Origin of the sequence: Nonomuraea sp. SBT364, from assembly GCF_001083785.1 — a bacterium.
Taxonomy (GTDB): Bacteria; Actinomycetota; Actinomycetes; order Streptosporangiales; family Streptosporangiaceae; genus Nonomuraea.
This window is the reverse complement of the sequence record NZ_LAVL01000017.1, coordinates 1-15,620: the sequence shown is the minus strand read 5'-3', so window position 1 is coordinate 15,620 and position 15,620 is coordinate 1. Positions and strand designations below refer to the sequence as shown.

At 69.2% G+C, this 15,620-nt stretch carries 17 protein-coding genes and 1 pseudogene; 1 reads left to right on the top strand and 17 read right to left on the bottom strand.

Features of this window, described 5'->3' with window-relative positions:
- Together ADY59_RS11140 and ADY59_RS11135 are read right to left on the bottom strand one after the other, a co-directional pair.
- Positions 1 to 1,101 (bottom strand): ABC transporter permease, encoded by a 1,101-nt coding sequence (locus tag ADY59_RS11140; protein ID WP_231618665.1) that lies wholly within the window; start codon positions 1,099 to 1,101, stop codon positions 1 to 3.
- Between the two features lie 5 nt (positions 1,102 to 1,106).
- Positions 1,107 to 2,003, bottom strand: a complete 897-nt coding sequence (locus tag ADY59_RS11135; protein ID WP_049561066.1) for an ABC transporter ATP-binding protein — start codon at positions 2,001 to 2,003, stop codon at positions 1,107 to 1,109.
- A gap of 127 nt (positions 2,004 to 2,130) precedes the next feature.
- Here ADY59_RS11135 and ADY59_RS11130 point away from each other — a divergent pair, with 127 nt between their 5' ends.
- Complete coding sequence (locus tag ADY59_RS11130; RefSeq protein WP_049561064.1) at positions 2,131 to 2,721, top strand: cob(I)yrinic acid a,c-diamide adenosyltransferase; 591 nt, start codon at positions 2,131 to 2,133, stop codon at positions 2,719 to 2,721.
- Here ADY59_RS11130 and ADY59_RS11125 read toward each other — a convergent pair.
- The 15 genes and pseudogenes from ADY59_RS11125 to ADY59_RS51235 form a co-directional block, all read right to left on the bottom strand.
- Positions 2,718 to 3,095 (bottom strand): DUF2550 domain-containing protein, encoded by a 378-nt coding sequence (locus ADY59_RS11125; protein ID WP_049561061.1) that lies wholly within the window; start codon positions 3,093 to 3,095, stop codon positions 2,718 to 2,720. The genes ADY59_RS11130 and ADY59_RS11125 overlap by 4 nt on opposite strands.
- A gap of 27 nt (positions 3,096 to 3,122) precedes the next feature.
- Positions 3,123 to 3,524, bottom strand: a complete 402-nt coding sequence (locus tag ADY59_RS11120) for a F0F1 ATP synthase subunit epsilon (protein ID WP_049561059.1) — start codon at positions 3,522 to 3,524, stop codon at positions 3,123 to 3,125.
- A 66-nt stretch (positions 3,525 to 3,590) separates the two neighbouring features.
- A complete protein-coding gene (gene atpD, locus ADY59_RS11115; RefSeq protein ID WP_049561056.1) occupies positions 3,591 to 5,039 on the bottom strand; it encodes a F0F1 ATP synthase subunit beta in 1,449 nt (482 codons plus the stop codon).
- Between the two features lies 1 nt (position 5,040).
- Positions 5,041 to 5,943 (bottom strand): F0F1 ATP synthase subunit gamma, encoded by a 903-nt coding sequence (locus ADY59_RS11110; RefSeq protein WP_049561053.1) that lies wholly within the window; start codon positions 5,941 to 5,943, stop codon positions 5,041 to 5,043.
- 3 nt (positions 5,944 to 5,946) lie between these two features.
- Positions 5,947 to 7,596, bottom strand: coding sequence for a F0F1 ATP synthase subunit alpha (atpA, locus tag ADY59_RS11105; protein ID WP_049561051.1), 1,650 nt, complete (start codon positions 7,594 to 7,596; stop codon positions 5,947 to 5,949).
- Between the two features lie 23 nt (positions 7,597 to 7,619).
- Complete coding sequence (locus ADY59_RS11100) at positions 7,620 to 8,429, bottom strand: F0F1 ATP synthase subunit delta (protein WP_049561050.1); 810 nt, start codon at positions 8,427 to 8,429, stop codon at positions 7,620 to 7,622.
- Positions 8,429 to 8,980 (bottom strand): F0F1 ATP synthase subunit B, encoded by a 552-nt coding sequence (locus ADY59_RS11095; RefSeq protein WP_049561047.1) that lies wholly within the window; start codon positions 8,978 to 8,980, stop codon positions 8,429 to 8,431. The genes ADY59_RS11100 and ADY59_RS11095 overlap by 1 nt, the downstream gene beginning before the upstream one ends.
- A gap of 28 nt (positions 8,981 to 9,008) precedes the next feature.
- Positions 9,009 to 9,242, bottom strand: coding sequence for an ATP synthase F0 subunit C (gene atpE, locus ADY59_RS11090; protein ID WP_049561045.1), 234 nt, complete (start codon positions 9,240 to 9,242; stop codon positions 9,009 to 9,011).
- Between the two features lie 70 nt (positions 9,243 to 9,312).
- Complete coding sequence (gene atpB, locus ADY59_RS11085; RefSeq protein WP_049561042.1) at positions 9,313 to 10,107, bottom strand: F0F1 ATP synthase subunit A; 795 nt, start codon at positions 10,105 to 10,107, stop codon at positions 9,313 to 9,315.
- Positions 10,108 to 10,174: 67 nt separating this feature from the next.
- Entirely contained in the window at positions 10,175 to 10,336 is a 162-nt protein-coding gene (locus tag ADY59_RS11080; protein WP_082310026.1) for an AtpZ/AtpI family protein, read from the bottom strand.
- Between the two features lie 121 nt (positions 10,337 to 10,457).
- On the bottom strand, positions 10,458 to 10,877 hold the full coding sequence (locus tag ADY59_RS11075) for a hypothetical protein (protein WP_049561038.1): 420 nt from the start codon (positions 10,875 to 10,877) through the stop codon (positions 10,458 to 10,460).
- 131 nt (positions 10,878 to 11,008) lie between these two features.
- Positions 11,009 to 12,304, bottom strand: coding sequence for a glycosyltransferase family 4 protein (locus ADY59_RS11070; RefSeq protein ID WP_082310025.1), 1,296 nt, complete (start codon positions 12,302 to 12,304; stop codon positions 11,009 to 11,011).
- Positions 12,305 to 12,361: 57 nt separating this feature from the next.
- Positions 12,362 to 13,627, bottom strand: a complete 1,266-nt coding sequence (gene glyA, locus ADY59_RS11065) for a serine hydroxymethyltransferase (protein ID WP_049561036.1) — start codon at positions 13,625 to 13,627, stop codon at positions 12,362 to 12,364.
- A 39-nt stretch (positions 13,628 to 13,666) separates the two neighbouring features.
- On the bottom strand, positions 13,667 to 14,044 hold the full coding sequence (locus ADY59_RS11060; protein WP_049561033.1) for a hypothetical protein: 378 nt from the start codon (positions 14,042 to 14,044) through the stop codon (positions 13,667 to 13,669).
- Between the two features lie 63 nt (positions 14,045 to 14,107).
- Positions 14,108 to 15,620 (bottom strand): annotated as a pseudogene (locus tag ADY59_RS51235) (hypothetical protein); the annotation flags it as partial.

The following is a 15,620-nucleotide window of genomic DNA, read 5'->3' as shown; positions in this document are numbered from 1 at the left end:
TCACTTGGCGCGCAGTACTTCACCGAGCTTGACCCGGGCGCCGGTCCGCAGCACGGCCCGCTCGTACACCTTGGCCCCGAAGGACAGCGTGGCGAGCACGGCCAGGATCATCAGCGCGCCGGACGCCGCGACCTCCCACAGCGGCACCTCGGTGGCGGCCATCCGCACCGGCATCACCATGGAGGAGAACGGCGGCACGAACGACACGATCGTGGCCACGGTGCCGGTCGGGTCGCTGGTGGCGTAGAAGGCCACGAAGTAGGCCGCCATGATGAGCATGGTCAGCGGCGACATCACGTTGCCGACCTCCTCCTGCCGGGAGACCAGCGAGGCCAGCGCGGCCGCGAGCGTGGCGAAGAAGGCGTAGCCGAGCATGAACCAGATCAGCACTCCCGCCACGATGCCCGCCATGCCCGGCGGGAATTCGGCGGCGAAGCCGGAGGCCATCGAGGCGCCGAGGCCGACCACCAGGATCGTGCCCAGGTTGATCAGACCGAGCACGCCCAACCCGATGATCTTGCCGCCGAGCAGCTGCCACGGCCGGATCGAGCTGAGCAGGATCTCCACGATCCGGCTGCCCTTCTCCTCGACCACGCCCATGGCGACCATCATGGTCTGCCCGATGATGAGCATGAACAGCACCAGCACGAGCACCACGGCGATGCCGGTGCGCGCGGCCTCGTAGCGGGTGTCGGCGCCGACCGACTCCATCTGCAGCGGCGGGATCGACACCCCGGCCGCGCCCAGCTTGACCTCGCGGTTGGTGCTCTGCATGAGCACGCCGAGCTCGGATTCGATCTCCCCGTCGGTGATGACCTTGACGCCGTCGACGAGCACCGCGTCCACGTCGCCGGCGAGCACCGCCTCCTTGGCCTTCGCCTCGTCGGGGAACGAGCGCCACTCGAACTTCGCGTCGGGGGCCGCCTGCGCCAGCGGGAGCTGCTGGGAGTTGACGGTGCCGACCGTGTACGTGTCGGGGCGGTCGAGCAGCTTGGGGGCGAAGGCCAGCGCACCGACCAGCACCGCCGTGATCAGCAGGCCGATCTTGAACGCCCGCGTCCTGATCTGGGTGCCGATCTCGCGCCTGGCCACCAGCATCATGCCGTTCACGCCACGGCCTCCTTGAAGATCTCGGTGAGGGACGGCTGCTCGACGCCGAAGTGCTCCACGTGCCCGGCCTTGATGGCGCGGCGCAGGATCTCCTGGTCGTCGCCGCCGGTGACGAGCAGGACCTGCCGGTCGCCGGCCAGGCTGAGCTCGCCCGGCAGGCCGTCGGCCCAGCCGGGCGTCGCGCCGCGGACCACGACCCGCAGCGTGCGGCCCTCGGCGGCGCGCAGGTCGCCGACCGTGCCGCTGGCCACCATCCGGCCCGCCGACACGATGCCGACCGAGTCGCACAGCCGCTCCACCAGTTCGAGCTGGTGGCTGGAGAAAATGACCGGGACGCCGCCGCGGCAGCGCTCCTGCAGCGCGGTGGCCAGCGCCTCGACCGCGATCGGGTCGAGCCCGGAGAACGGCTCGTCCAGGATCAGCACCTCGGGCTCGTGCACCAGGGCGACGGCGAGCTGCACACGCTGCTGGTTGCCCAGCGACAGCGACTCCACCGAGTCGTTCCTGCGCTCGGTCAGGCCGAGCCGCTCCAGCAGCTCGTCGGTGGCCTTCTTGGCCGCCGCCGCGCTCAGGCCGTGCAACTGGCCGAAGTACTCGATCTGCTCGCCCGCGCGCATCTTCTGGTAGAGCCCGCGCTCCTCCGGCATGTAGCCGAACCGCTGCCGCTCGGCGTAGCCCAGCGGCTTGCCCTGCCAGTTCACCGAGCCGGCGTCGGCCTTGAGAACCCCCATGACGATCCGCATCGTCGTCGTCTTGCCGGCGCCGTTCGCGCCGACGAACCCGAACATCTCGCCCGGCCGGACGGCAAAGCCGATGCCGTCCAGGGCGAGCTTGCCCTCAGGCGAGCCGGGGGCGGCGGCGAAGCGCTTGCGCAGTTCGCTGATCTCGAGCATCAGGTCCTCTCCTTCGTCATGAGTAGATGGTCCCGTATCCGGCGTTCGCCCTGGTAGTTGCTGAAATCAGGGACCTGGCATGCGCTGCGCGTCCGATCCGGATGACATTTGTCATTACGCTGGGCCCATGACGCGTGCAGACAAGGACAAGCCGGTCGTCCTCTCCCGCATCTACACCCGCACCGGAGACGACGGCACGACGGCGCTGAGCGACATGAGCCGCACGTCGAAGACCGATCCGCGGCTGGCCGCCTACGCGGACGTGGAGGAGGCCAACGCCCACCTCGGGCTGGCCCTGGCGCACGGCACGCTGCCCGCCGACCTCGTGGAGGTGCTGATACGCGTCCAGAACGAGCTGTTCGACCTCGGCGCCGACCTCGCCACCCCGGTCACGGCGAATCCCGAGTTCCCGCCGCTGCGCGTCGAGCAGTCCTACATCGACCGGCTGGAAGAGCAGTGCGACCACTTCAACGCCAGGCTCAAGCCGCTGCGCAGCTTCATCCTGCCCGGCGGCGACCCCGCCACCGCGACCCTGCACGTGGCCCGGGTCACCGTACGGCGGGCCGAGCGGACCACGTGGGCGGCCCTGCACGCCCACGACGACATGAACCCGCTGAGCGCCACCTACCTCAACCGGCTGTCGGACCTGCTGTTCATCCTGTGCCGGATCGCCCATGCGGGCAGCGAGATCCTGTGGAAGCCCGGCGGCACCCGCTAGGCGACGTCGAGATAGGCGCTGGGCGGCGCCGACTCCAGCCAGGCGAGAAAGCCGGTCAGCGCGTCGGCGCTCATGGCCAGCGACAGGTCACGCGTCGAACCGGAGCAGTCGACCGCGTACAGCCCGCCGTCGACCTCCCTGCGCTGGGAAACGACGAGGCCGCGCCTCGCGATCGCGTGGCGCGGCCTCAGTCGCACACCCATGAGCGGAATCCAGTGGAGCTCCCCGTCGGCGTAGCGGGCTACGCCGCTGCGCCAGGGCTCCTGCCCGACACGCAGCCGGCAGGGTACGCTCCCCCGGCGGGCGAGCATGAAGTAACGTACGACCGCCAGAGCGGCGGCAAGCAGCGCACAGATCACCAAAGTCTCGACCATGCCTGCCGCCCCCTAGCACTCGTGATATCAGACCTCTTCGCCCGCCGCGCGCAGCCGGGCCCTGGCCCGCTTCGCCTCGATGGCCGCGTCAGCGTCCTCCTGGTTGGCCTCGATCGAGGCCTGAGCCCGGTCGAGAGCGTCACGGGCAGCCGCGACGTCGACCTCGGAACCGAGCTCGGCCACCTCGGCGAGCACGGACACCTCGTCGTCGGCCACGGAGATGAAACCGCCGTGGACCGCGGCGACCAGGTCGTCCTGGCCCTCCCGCTTCACCTTCAGCACGCCGCCCTCGACGAGGACGCCGAGCACCGGTGCGTGTTGCGGCATAATACCGATCTCGCCGTCCACGGTCTTGGCAATCACCATGTCGGCCTCGCCCGACCAGATCTCACGCTCGGGTGAGACAACCCCTACGCGTAGCTTCGCCACTTGTGTAGGTTCCTTTCCGATCAGGTGGTGGCCCGGCGGAAACCGCGCCACCACCGGTAGGGCGGCTTAGCGACGCTCGAGTTCCTTGGCCTTGGCAACGGCCTGCTCGATGCCGCCGACCATGAAGAACGCCTGCTCGGGCAGGTGGTCGTACTCACCCGCGCAGAGGCCCTTGAAGGAGGCGATGGTCTCGTCCAGCGGAACGGTCTCGCCCGGCTGGCCGGTGAAGGCCTCGGCCGCGTACATCGGGTGCGACAGGAAGCGCTCGATGCGGCGGGCCCGCTGGACGGTGACCTTGTCCTCCTCGGAGAGCTCGTCGATACCGAGGATGGCGATGATGTCCTGGAGCTCGCGGTACTTCTGCAGGATCCGCTTGGTCTCCTGGGCCACCCGGTAGTGCTCCTCGCCGACGATCTGCGGGTCGAGGATCCGGGAGGAGGAGTCGAGCGGGTCCACCGCGGGGTAGATGCCCTTCTCCGAGATCGGCCGCGAAAGCACGGTCTGCGCGTCGAGGTGCGCGAACGCGTTGTGCGGGGCCGGGTCGGTGATGTCGTCCGCCGGCACGTAGATCGCCTGCATGGAGGTGATCGAGTGACCACGCGTCGAGGTGATGCGCTCCTGGAGCACACCCATCTCGTCGGCCAGCGTCGGCTGGTAACCCACCGCGGACGGCATACGGCCGAGCAGGGTGGAGACCTCGGAACCGGCCTGCGTGAAGCGGAAGATGTTGTCGATGAACAGGAGCACGTCCTGCCCCTGCACGTCGCGGAAGTACTCCGCCATCGTCAGCGCCGACAGCGCGACCCGCAGACGGGTGCCCGGGGGCTCGTCCATCTGGCCGAAGACGAGCGCGGTGTCCTTGAGGACGTCCGCCTCCTCCATCTCCAGCCAGAGGTCGTTGCCCTCACGGGTGCGCTCGCCCACACCGGCGAAGCACGAGGTGCCACCGAAGTTACGGGCGACGCGGCGGATCATCTCCTGGATCAGAACGGTCTTGCCGACGCCCGCGCCGCCGAACAGACCGATCTTCCCACCCTGCACGTACGGGGTGAGCAGGTCGATGACCTTGATGCCGGTGACCAGCAGCTCCGTGCGGGACTCGAGCTGGTCGAAGGCAGGCGACGGACGGTGGATTCCCCACCGCTCCTCGATCTTGAGCGACGAGGTCGGCACGTCGAGCGTCTCGCCCAGCGCGTTCCACACGTGGCCCTTGACGACGTCGCCGACCGGCACCGAGATCGGGTTGCCCGTGTCGAGCACCGCCTGGCCGCGGACCATGCCGTCGGTGGGCTGCATCGAGATGGCCCGGACGAGGTTGTCACCCAGGTGCTGGGCGACCTCGAGGGTCAGGGTCTTGGTCTCGCCGCCGAGGGTGACCTCGACCTTGAGCGCGTTGTAGATCTCGGGCATCCCCTCGACGGGGAACTCCACGTCAACGACGGCGCCGGTGACGCGGGCCACGCGGCCAGTGCCGGCCGCGGGGGTTTCTACAGTTTCAACAGCCTCTGCAGTCATTTCACTCTTTCCCCGCTGCGGCGTCAGCGAGCGCGTTGGCGCCACCGACGATCTCGCTGATTTCCTGGGTGATCTCGGCCTGGCGAGCCTGGTTCATCTGCTGGGTCAGCATCCGCATCAGCTCGTTGGCGTTGTCGGTCGCGGACTTCATCGCGCGCCGTCGCGCGGCCTCCTCGGAGGCCGCGGACTGCAGCAGCGCGGTGAAGATGCGCGACTCCACGTAACGCGGAAGCAGCGTCTCCAGCACGTCGCCCGCCGTGGGCTCGAACTCGAAGTACGGCGGGATCGTGGTGGACTCCGTCGCCTCGGTCTCCTCGACCTCCAGCGGCAGCACCCGCCTGACCACGACGTTCTGCGTCAGCATCGAGACGAACTCGGTCGAGACGATGTGGATCTCGTCGATCCCGTTGTCGTCCTTGAAGGAGTCGATCAGCGTGTTCGCGATCTCCTTGGCGTCGGCGTAGGACGGGTTCCTGGAGAAACCGACCCACTGCCCGCCCATCTCCCGCTGGCGGAAGGAGTGCCAGGTGACACCCTTGCGCCCGGTGACGAACGGGACGACGCTCAGGCCGCGGCTCTCCAGCAGCCCGCGCAGGGCCTCGGCCTCGCGCAGGACGTTCGCGTTGAAGCCGCCACAGAACCCGCTGTCGCTGGTGACGATGAGGACGCCCGCCTTGGCGGGGTTCTCCTTCGCCACGGTCAGCGGATGGTCGACGCTCGCCGCGTTGCTGACGACGCCGGTGACGGCGCGAGTGATCTCACGCTCGTACGGCAGCGCCGCCTGCATCCGCATCTGCGCCTTCACGATCCGCGAAGAGGCGATGAGCTCCTGGGCGCGCGTGATCTTCGCGGTCGACTTGACCGAGTTGATCCGCCGCCGCAGCAGCCTTAGCTGGGCACCCATGTCCTACTTCTCCGCCGCCGGACGGACGACCTTCTTGATCTTCTCCTGGCCGACCTCGTCGGCACCGAGCGGCGCCACCGGTTCGTCCTTGACCAGCAGCTCACCCGAGGAGGTGGTGAAGCCCTTCTTGAACTCCGTGATGGCGTCCTTCAGAACCGTCACCGCGTCGTCCGGCAGCTCGTTGGTCTCGCGGATGCCGTCGAAGACACCCTTCTGCGAGGAGCTGAGGTAGTCGAGGAACTCCGTCTCGAAGCGGCGCACGTCCTCGACCGGCACCTCGTCGAGCTCACCGGTGGTGCCGGCCCACACCGACACGACCTGCTTCTCGACGGGGAACGGCGAGTACTGGGGCTGCTTGAGCAGCTCGACCAGGCGCTGGCCTCGGTCGAGCTGGGCGCGGGAAGCCGCGTCCAGGTCGGAGGCGAAGGCCGCGAAGGCCTCCAGGTCGCGGTACTGCGACAGGGAGAGCTTGAGCGTGCCGGCCACCTTGCGCATGGCCTTGACCTGGGCCGAACCGCCGACTCGGGAGACGGAGATACCGACGTTGATCGCGGGCCGGACACCCGCGTTGAACAGGTCGGTCTCCAGGAAGCACTGGCCGTCGGTGATGGAGATGACGTTGGTCGGGATGAACGCCGAGACGTCGTTGCCCTTCGTCTCGATGATCGGCAGACCGGTCATCGAACCGCCGCCCATGTCGCTGGAGAGCTTCGCGCAGCGCTCCAGCAGCCGGGAGTGGAGGTAGAACACGTCGCCGGGGAAGGCCTCACGGCCCGGCGGGCGACGCAGCAGCAGGGACACGGCGCGGTAGGCGTCGGCCTGCTTGGTGAGGTCGTCGAAGACGATGAGAACGTGCTTGCCCTGGTACATCCAGTGCTGGCCGATGGCCGAGCCGGTGTAGGGGGCAAGGTACTTGTAGCCGGCCGGGTCGGAGGCGGGCGCGGCGACGATGGTCGTGTACTCGAGTGCGCCGGCCTCCTCCAGACGCGCCTTGACCTGCGCGATCGTCGAGCCCTTCTGGCCGACGGCGACGTAGACGCAGCGGACCTGCTTCTCCGGGTCGCCCGACAGCCAGCCCTCGCGCTGGTTGAGGATGGTGTCCACGGCGATCGCGGTCTTGCCGGTGCCACGGTCACCGATGATCAGCTGGCGCTGGCCGCGGCCGATCGGCGTCATGGCGTCGATCGCCTTGATGCCGGTCTGCAGCGGCTGCTTCACCGGCTGCCGCTGGACGACCGACGGGGCCTGGAGCTCAAGGGCGCGCAGGCCCTCGGACTCGATGGCGCCCTTGCCGTCCAGGGGGTTGCCCAGGGGGTCGACCACGCGGCCGAGGAAGGCGTCGCCGACGGGCACGGACAGGACCTCGCCCGTCCGGCGGACCGTCTGGCCCTCTTCGATGCCGCTGAACTCGCCCAGGACCACGGCACCGATCTCGCGGGTGTCGAGGTTAAGTGCCAGGCCGCGCGTGCCGTTCTCGAACTCGAGCAGCTCGTTCGCCATCGCCGAGGGAAGGCCGGAGACATGGGCGATGCCGTCGCCGGCGTCGACGACGGTCCCGATCTCCTCGCGCGCGGCGCCTTCCGGTTCGTACGCCTGGACGAAGCGCTCAAGCGCGTCCCGGATCTCGTCCGGCCGGATCGTAAGCTCCGCCATCTCTACTCTGTCTCCCTCTTCGCCTAGCCGGCCAACCGGCGGCGGACTTCTTCGATTCGTCCCACGATTGTGGTGTCGATGATCTCGTCGCCGATGCGGACCGAGAACCCACCGAGCACTCGCTTGTCCACCTCGACATTCAGGTGCACGTCTCGGCCGTAGGAGGAGCGAAGCCAGGCGGCGAGCCGCTGCTTCTGCGCCTCGGTCAGCTCGACGGCACTGCGCACGACCGCCACGAGACGCTGGCGCTGCTCGGCCACCAAGCGGCCGAACTCCTCCAGCCCCGTCTCCAGGCTACGTCCTCGCGGATGCACTGCCACCTGCGCGACCAGGCGCTGGGTGGTCGATGCTGCCTTGCCGCCGAGCAGACCCGTGAGCAGCTCGCGCTTGCCCGCCTCGGGGGCGGCCGTGTCGGCGAGTGCCCGGCGCAGGTCCGGGTTGGCGGCGACGATGCGGCCGAAGCGGAAGAGCTCGTCCTCCACCTCGTCCAGCTTGCGCTGACCCTCCGCCTCGGCGGCGGCGGCGATCACGCCCAGGCGCTCCAGCGCGTCGGCCAGGTCGCCGGCGCGCGACCACCTGGCCGAGACGGCGGCCTCGGTCGTGGCGACCGCGGCCTCGCTGACCTTGCCTTCGAGCAGCGCGCGGGCCGTGCGGGCCTTCTGCTCGCCGGCCCGGGCCTGGTCGGACAGGGCGCGGCGCAGGCCGTGCTCGCGGTCGAGCAGATCCGCGACAGCGAACAGCTCGTCGGAGAGCGTGCCGAGGTCGGCGCTACCGGCGACCGCGTTGAAGCGCTCCTCGACCTCTGCCAGCGAAGTCCTGCTCAGGCCCCTCATTAACGCACCGCCTGCGCGTTGGAGCTCTCCAGCTCGTCGAGGAACCGGTCGACGATGCGGCTCTGCCGCGTCTCGTCCTCCAGGGACTCGCCGACGATGCGGCCGGCGAGCTCGGTCGACAGGCGACCGACCTCGTTGCGGAGCTGGGCGAACGCCGCCTGGCGGTCCGCCTCGATCTGGGTGTGCGCAGCCTCGACGAGACGACGGGCCTCGGCCTGCGCCTCCTCGCGGAGCTCCGCCTTGATCTGCGCGGCCTGCTCGCGAGCTTCCTCGCGCAGCCGGGCCGCGTCACGCCTGGCCTCTTCGAGCTGCTCGGCATACTGCTTCTGGAGGACCTTGGCCTGCTCCTGGGCCTCTTCCGCCCTCTTGATGCCGCCTTCGATCGCGTCGGTGCGCTCGGCCAGCGTCTTCTGGATACGCGGGACGAGGATGCGGCCGACGACCAGGACGACGACGAAGAACGAGAAGATACCGACGACGAGCTCGTAAGTGTGCGGGAAGAGAGGGTTGGCGGCCCCCTCCTCCGCGAGGAGCTTAGCTGCTGTGATCATGGGTGCAGCCTTTCGTCAGAGGGGATGATCAGGCGATGCCCTGGAAGATGAACGGGGCGACCAGACCGATCAGGGCGAGGGCCTCGGTGAGGACGAAGCCGAGGAGCATGTTCTGGCGGATCAGGCCGTAGGCCTCGGGCTGACGCGCGATGGCCTGCACGCCCTGACCGAAGATGATGCCGACGCCGATGCCGGGGCCGATGGCGGCGAGACCGTAACCGATGGCGGTGACGTTGCCGGAGACCTCAGCGAGAACGCTCATTGCTGTTTTCCTTTACTGGACGGCCGGTGAAGCGGAGTATCACCGGTCTGGACAATTCCGGTCTTGGTTCTCAGTGATCCGGGTGCAGCGAGCCGCCGATGTACATCGCGGCCAGCATCGCGAAGAGGAACGCCTGCAGGTACTGGATGAACATCTCCAGGCCCGTGAGCAGGATGGTCATCACCACGCCGACGATGCCGATGGGCGCGCCGAGCGGGGTCAGCTTCTCGAACAGGAACCAGAAGCCCACCATGCTGAAGAAGGCCAGCAGCATGTGGCCCGCGAACATGTTGGCGAACAGTCGCACCGCGTGCGTGAACGGCGCGATGATCATGTTCGAGAGGAACTCGATGGGGGCGAGCAGGAAGTAGATCGGCTTCGGCAGCCCCGGGGGGAACATCATGTTCTTGAAGTAGCCGAGGCCACCCTGGTGCTTGATGCCGAGGTAGATCTTCAGGATGTAGATCGTCACCGCCAGCACGATCGGGAAGGCGATGTGCGAGGCGACCGGGAACTGGATCACCGGGATGACACCCATGACGTTCCAGACCAGCACCAGGAAGAAGATCGAGACCAGCAGGCCCATCCACCGGTCGGCGTCCTTGCCCAGGAAGGGCCGGGCGACCTGGTCGCGGACGAACATGTAGCCGAGCTCGACCACGTTCTGCACACCCCGGGGCACCAGCTTAGGGCTGGCGAAAGCCGCCCAGCAGACGCCGATGACCAGGACAGAGCTCAGGAGGGCGACCAGCACCGGCTTGGTGAACCATTCGACCCCGGCAATGATCGGCGGGAGATTGAACAGCTCGTCAGGCGTAGGCGCCCCGAACTCACCCGGTGGTGCTAGGACCGTCAGCGCACTCACGCGGCGTTCCCTTCAACGTCGTAGTGGATCACAGAAGTTTCCTCGGTGAAGCGGTCGAGACGAGGGGTCAGCGACCGTGTCTCCGGTAGACCGCGTAGCCGGCGAGCATGACCCCCAGGACGATGCCTATGGGGAAGAACGCGGACATGTCGAGCCAGCGGTCCAGCAGCCACCCGAGTCCGCCGTAGACTGCCATCCCGGCGAGGAGGTAGCTGGGGACCGACCACATGGCGTCGGAGAAGTCCCGACCGTCTGTTTCCGGTCGGCGTTCCTGTTGGCTCATCGCGGCCCTGACGATAGCAGGCGAGCAGAGGACTAGTCATATCGGACCCCGTCTTTTACCAGGCTCATCAGTCGCCCTGTCCGGGGACCTTGGCGTCGGGGTCGACGTACAGCATCTTCGTCTTCATGAAGGCGCGGACTTCGAAGGCCGTCCAGACGAGGGTGCCGGCCACCACGCTCCAGGCGAACGCCTGGGTGTTCCACAGGGTGGTGTCACGGAAGGCGACCAGCATCGCCATGATGACGACGACCTTGACGAGGTAGCTGACCATCGCGGCGATGGCCATCATCTGCGGGGAGACACGGGCGGCGTAGGAGACGGCCACCACGCTGATGCTGAAGAAGACGGCGACGAGAAGGACGCCGAGCGCCGCGCCGAGGGCGCCTCCGCCACCCGCCACCAGAAGGCTGACGACCACGGCGACCGCCCCGACCCCGAGGGTGGGAATCGCGGCGCTTTTGAGTACGCGCACGTCGTTGGCCTGCATCGGTGCTCCATCAGCGAGTTATCAAGCGAGCGTTTGCTACCCCCAGAACATGTGCGTTTGGGGGTTCCTGCTCGTGAAAGATATCACAAGCTCACGGAAGACCGCTTTTACCTGCCGTTTCTAGTTCAGGATCATGGACGGCCCGGATAGACCGGAATGACCGGGTTACGCTCCGCGCTCGCCCGATCCTGCTGCGGCGGGCCGACGTCCGGCGGCATCCGGCGCCTGACCTCGGTCTCGGGCACGATCGGCGGCATCGGCCCGGTGGGCGGGCCGTCGTCGTCCGACTGCTTGCCGTCGGCCGCGTGCGCGCCGCCCCGGCCGCGCCACCGGGGCGCCACCATCAGCAGCACCAGCACGGCCAGCGCGATCACGATCACGACCGGGAACAGCAGCAGCGGCACACCCATCGTGGCCATCGCCACGATGCCGAACGCGAAGACGAACGCCCACGCGTACATGATCAGGACCGCGCGCCGGTGCGAGTGGCCGATGTCCATCAGCCGGTGGTGCAGGTGGCCGCGGTCGGGCGCGAACGGCGACATGCCGTGGGAGGTGCGCCGCACGACGGCGGTGATCAGGTCGATCAGCGGCAGGACCAGCACCGCGGCCGGGACCAGCAGCGGCAGCAGCACGCCGAACCGGTTGACCGAGATGCCCTCGATGACCGACGGGTCGACCGGCGTGATGGTGACGATGGAGGACGCGAGCACCAGCCCGATGAGCATCGCCCCGGTGTCGCCCATGAAGATCTTGGCCGGATGGAAGTTGTGCGGCAGGAACCCCAGGCAGGTGCCGATGAGAACGGCGGCGATGGCCGCGGTCGTGGTGATCCGGTCACCGGTGATGCTCTGCGCCAGGAAGATCGAATAGGCCCAGGTGGCCATGCCCGCGATGCACACGATCCCGGCCGCCAGCCCGTCGAGGCCGTCGACGAAGTTGACCGCGTTGATCGCCACCACCACCACGAGGATGGTGATGATCATGCTCAGCGTGTAGTCGAGGCTGGTGGAGCCGCCCCAGTCCTTCGGCAGCGGGATGTAGGTCAGCCGGAGCTCGAAATGGACCAGCACGCCGGCCGCCGCGATCTGGCCGGCCAGCTTGATGAAGGGGTCCATGCCCCACCAGTCGTCCAGGAAGCCGGTCAGGGTGATGAGGCCGCCGGCCACGATGAGGGCCAGCACCGGCTCCCCGTCGGCGTCGGCCAGCGCCCCGCCGGTGTTGTCCAGCTGACTGGCGATCAGCAGGCCCGCGACCAGCCCGCCGAACATCGCCAGGCCGCCCAGCCTGGGCGTCGGCGTGGTGTGCACGTCACGTTCGCGAATCTCGGGCGCCGCACCGATGCGGACGGCGAAGCGCCGCACCAGCGGGACGAGCAGATACGTCACCGCGGCCGCGACGAGTGCCATGAACAGATATTCGCGCACGGACCTAGTTTCCCGGATGCTCCGGCCGACTGTGACCGGAAAACGACACAGACCAGCTTAATATTCGCTGAGATATGGCCGATGTATGGCAGCCAGAGCAGACACCCTTTCCCGGACGTCCGCCACCGCACCAGGATCTCTCACCACACGCGCGACCAGCGACCCGATCTCCTTCAATTCCTGGAGCCCCATCCCCTGCGTGGTCACGCACGGGGTGCCGACCCTGATCCCCGACGTCACCGCGGCCGGCTCCGGATCGTACGGGATCGCGTTGCGGTTGAGCGTGATGCCGGCGGCCGCGCACCTGCGTTCGGCCTCGGCGCCGGAAACGCCCAGCTCACGCAGGTCGATCAGGGCCAGATGCGTGTCCGTGCCGCCCGACACGGGCCGCATCCCCTCGGCCGCCAGCGTGTCGCACAGCGTCCGCGCGTTGGCCACCACCCGCCGCGCGTAGTCGGCGAACTCCGGCCGCAGCGCCTCCCCGAACGCCACCGCCTTGGCCGCCACCGCGTGCATCAGCGGCCCGCCCTGGATGAACGGGAACACCGCCCGGTCGATCCGCGCCGCCAGCTCCGCCGTGCACAGGATGCCGCCGCCGCGCGGCCCGCGCAGCGCCTTGTGCGTGGTGAAGGTGACGACGTCCGCGTACGGCACCGCCGACGGGATCGCCCGGCCCGCCATCAGCCCGATCGGGTGCGCCACGTCCGCCAGCAGCCACGCGCCCACCTCGTCCGCGATGCCGCGGAACACCCCGTAGTCGATCAGCCTCGGGTACGCCGTCGCCCCGCACACGATCAGCTTGGGCTGGTGCCGCAGCGCCAGATCCCGCACCTCGTCGTAGTCGATGAGCTCGGTGTCGCGCCGCACCCCGTACGAGGCCACGTCGAACCACCGGCCCGAGAAGTTCACCCGCGAACCGTGCGTCAGGTGGCCGCCGTGCGGCAACGCCATCGCCAGCATCGTGTCGCCCGGCTGCATCAGCGCCGCGTACGCCGCCAGGTTCGCCGACGCGCCGGAGTGCGGCTGGACGTTGGCGTGCTCCGCGCCGAACAGCTCCCGCGCCCGGTCGATCGCCAGCCGCTCGGCCCGGTCCACGACCTCGCAGCCGCCGTAGTAGCGCCGTCCCGGGTATCCCTCGGCGTACTTGTTGCTCAGCGTCGAACCGAGGGCGGCGAGGACGGCGGGCGAGGTGAAGTTCTCGCTCGCGATCAGCTGCAGGCCGCCGCGCACCCGCGCCACCTCGTCGAGCAGCACCTGCGCGACTTCGGGATCCTGCTCCCGGAGCCGCTCGAAGTCGGGGCCGTAGTCGGGTGATGCACCCACGTTCCCACTGTACGACCGAGTGTCCGGTTTTCCCACTTCTCAGGAGAAGGCGTGTGGCGCGCCGATCGGGCTGGGGATCCAGCGCGGCGTGTCGGCCGCCTCGTCACTGATCGACGTCAGCACCGCCTGCCGGTAGAGGGCCAGCCTCGAACGCCACTGGCCCATGTCCTCCACGTACCGGCCGCCCACGGGCGCGTCCCACGTCTGGGGGCTCCTGGCGAGCTGGTAGGCCTTGTCCAGGGCCGTCGACATGCCCTCCAGCAGCGGCATCACGTTCTGCCACGCGGTGACCAGGCGCTGGTATTCGGGATTGAACTCCCACGCCCTCGGCTGGCCGTCCAGCGGCCCCCCGCCGCCTGCCTTGGGCGGCATCTCCCCCGGCTGCCGCGGCCTGGGCGCGGGCGGATCGACGTACATCACGCACTCCTCTCCGGCGCCCCCGGGTCGACCGACCCGGCCGGCCCGTCGGGCTCGATGTGCTCAGGCGCCCACGCGCCCCTCCCCCACTCCCCCGGCGGCACCTCGACCGAGGGCAGGTCCATCGGCTGGATCTCCCGCGCGTTCTCCATCAGCGCGCTCCTGCGGCGTGCCGTCACCCTGCCCGGCACCTTGTCCGTCACCCCGTCCCTCACCCTGCCCGTCCCCCTGTGCACCCGAGTCGCCGTACGCGCCCTCGACGGCGCCGGTGGCACCGGTGGCACCGGCAGCCCCCATCGGAGGGCTTCCAGCCTGCGCCTCAGGGCCGGTGTACGTGCCGGTGGCACCGCTGGAGAGGCCGCCGTCCACGCCGCCCGTGGCGCCGTCGGGGACGCTTGCGCCGGCCACTGGAGCGCTGCCGCCCTGCGCGCCGGGGCCGCCGTAGCCGCCCTCGATGCCGGGCAGGGTGTGGGGCCGGATCTCGCGGGCGTTGTCGATCACCGTCCTGAGCGCTTCGGGGTCGATGGGGCGGGCCTCGGCCGAGACCACGTCGCCGCCGTCGCCGTTCACGCCGGTGCCCGCGACGCTCTGGGCGTCGGCTCCGGCGGCACTGTCCGGCGGCGGAGTCGGCGGCACCACGAACCCTTGGCCACCGTCCTGGGGCGCGTCCCCGACGCCGTTCTGCCCCGCGTCACGAACGGCCGCCTCACCGGACGACCCGTCACGCGGCTGACCGTCACCTGACGGGTTGCCGCCCGGCTGGTTGTCGCAGGCGCCCTGGGTGGGCGGTGGTTGTGTGGAGGGAGAGTCGTCGGTCGCCGAGGGCATCTCCGCGGGCTGCGCGCGGTCGAGATTGTCCAGGATGCCTTCGAGCTCCGTGGCCGTCGGCGGGTCGAGGGGGATCTGGAGCACTTTGACGCCTTCGACCTCGACGACCTGCGGCCTGCTCGGATCGGGGTCGTCCGGATGGTCCTTGCCCGGAGTATCGGCGATGTCCTGATCCCGCTCGCTTCCCCGGTCGGGTTCGGCGCCGTGATCCCGCCTGCTGCCCCGGTCCTCGTCCTTCGGCTCTTCCTTCGCCTCAGCCTCAGGCTTCCCGTCGCCCTCAGGCTTTCCGTCCGGCTTGTCACCGGCGTCCGGCTTGCCGTCCGCCTCCGGCTTTCCTTCGGGCTTGGTGTCCCCTTCGGGCTTGCCGTCCGGCTTGCCGTCCGCCTCAGGCTTCCCACCGGGCTTGTCACCGGCCTCCGGCTTGCCGTCCGCCTCCGGCTTCCCAGTGGGCTTGTCACCGGCGTCCGGCTTGGTGTCCGCCTCCGGCTTACCTTCGGGCTTGGTGTCCCCTTCAGGCTTGTCCCCCGCCTCGGGCTTGCCGCTGGGCTTGTCACCGGCCTCCGGCTTGCCATCCGCCTCCGGCTTCCCACCGGGCTTATCACCCGCCTCCGGCTTGCCATCCGCCTCCGGCTTCCCACCGGGCTTATCACCCGCGTCCGGCTTGCCGTCCGCTTCTGGCTTGCCTTCGGGTTTGGTGGAGCTCTCCGGCTTCTCGCCGGGCTTGGGGTCGTTCGGGGCGTCGGGGGGG